Source organism: Allobosea sp. 05T439 (assembly GCF_056396005.1).
This window is the reverse complement of record NZ_JBFTKP010000127.1, coordinates 1-1210: the sequence shown is the minus strand read 5'-3', so window position 1 is coordinate 1210 and position 1210 is coordinate 1. Positions and strand designations below refer to the sequence as shown.

Genomic DNA, 1210 nt, shown 5'->3' with positions numbered 1-1210 from the left:
CGTCGATCGCTTTGGGTGATTATCCGACAAGCCTCTGCGCCACGCTGCGCGATAATGAGTTCCCGCCAGGGGTCTGGCTTCTCTGCGAAGTCGGCGCTGAGCCGCTTCATGATCGGGTCGGATGGAGAGGCGTCTCAATCTTTTTATCGAGCTGCCAGCCTGGACTGACGCTCAGGCCCGCCTCGAGATTGCCTGCCCACGCGTCCCTGGACGGGACCTCGATCCGCGCAGCGACGCGGAACTCTTTTGCTGGTTCAGGCGGCCTCAGCCTCCCAGCGATACGGCGTGTTGTCGACCCACATCCGATGCAGGATGACCGCCAGGCGCCGGGCTACCGCCACGGTCGCCTTCGCCATGCCTCGACGACGGGCGACGGCAAGCCCCCACGKCTTCAGCGGCGAGCTCTTCTTCGAGATCCGCAGCAGGATCCCGGCGGCCTCGACCAGCGCCCAGCGGATCCCGGCATCGCCGCACTTCGAGATCCGTCATCAGCAGCTTGCAGGTTTCGTCGCTCTCGGCCAGCCGCCCCATCGCTTTGTGCAGATGCTGGAACTGCTCCCGCAGCACCCGCCGCACCTCGAGAAGCGGCTCGATGATCAGGCGCAGATGCGGAGACTGTTCGAGCAGCTCGAGGATCCGCCGCTCGAACTGAACCCGGGTCACGGCGCCGACCTTGAGCCCGAAGTTGCGCAGCAGGCCGCGCAGGTTGTTCTCGGCGTCGAGGAGCTTCGTCTGCACGAACTTGCGGGCGGTGAGAAGCATCCGGATCTCCTGGCTCCGGACCGTCTTGACATGCACCGGCTTGTAAAGCCCGACCCGCATCATCTGCGCGATGCCGCGGGCATCGTTGCGATCGGTCTTGTTGATCTGCGCCGAGAGCGCGGCCTTCATGTGCCGCGTCTCGACGCAGATCACGAGAAACCCCGCGCTTGCCAGGCCGCTGTAGAGCCACTGCGACAGTGGTCCGGCCTCCAGCCCCACCCGCTTGTACGGCCCGCCGATCGCATGAAGCAGCTCGCCGATCGCCTCCGGCTCGCTCTCGACCTTGCTCTCCCGGATCWGCTTGCCGCCCGCATCCATGACGCAGACGCTGGTGGTGCGAACAGACACATCAAGACCGACGAACAGCTCCATGGCAGGCCTCCTGACCGGTTGGATCGATGGAGCCTGACCGGAAGACCGCTCTCCGTCATCCCGTATCAACGGGCGG

At 65.4% G+C, this 1210-nt stretch carries 1 pseudogene; it reads right to left on the bottom strand.

Features of this window, described 5'->3' with window-relative positions:
- Positions 1 to 254: 254 nt before the first annotated feature.
- Positions 255 to 1134, bottom strand: a pseudogene (locus AC1DIO_RS35370) (IS110 family transposase).
- Between the last annotated feature and the right edge of the window lie 76 nt (positions 1135 to 1210).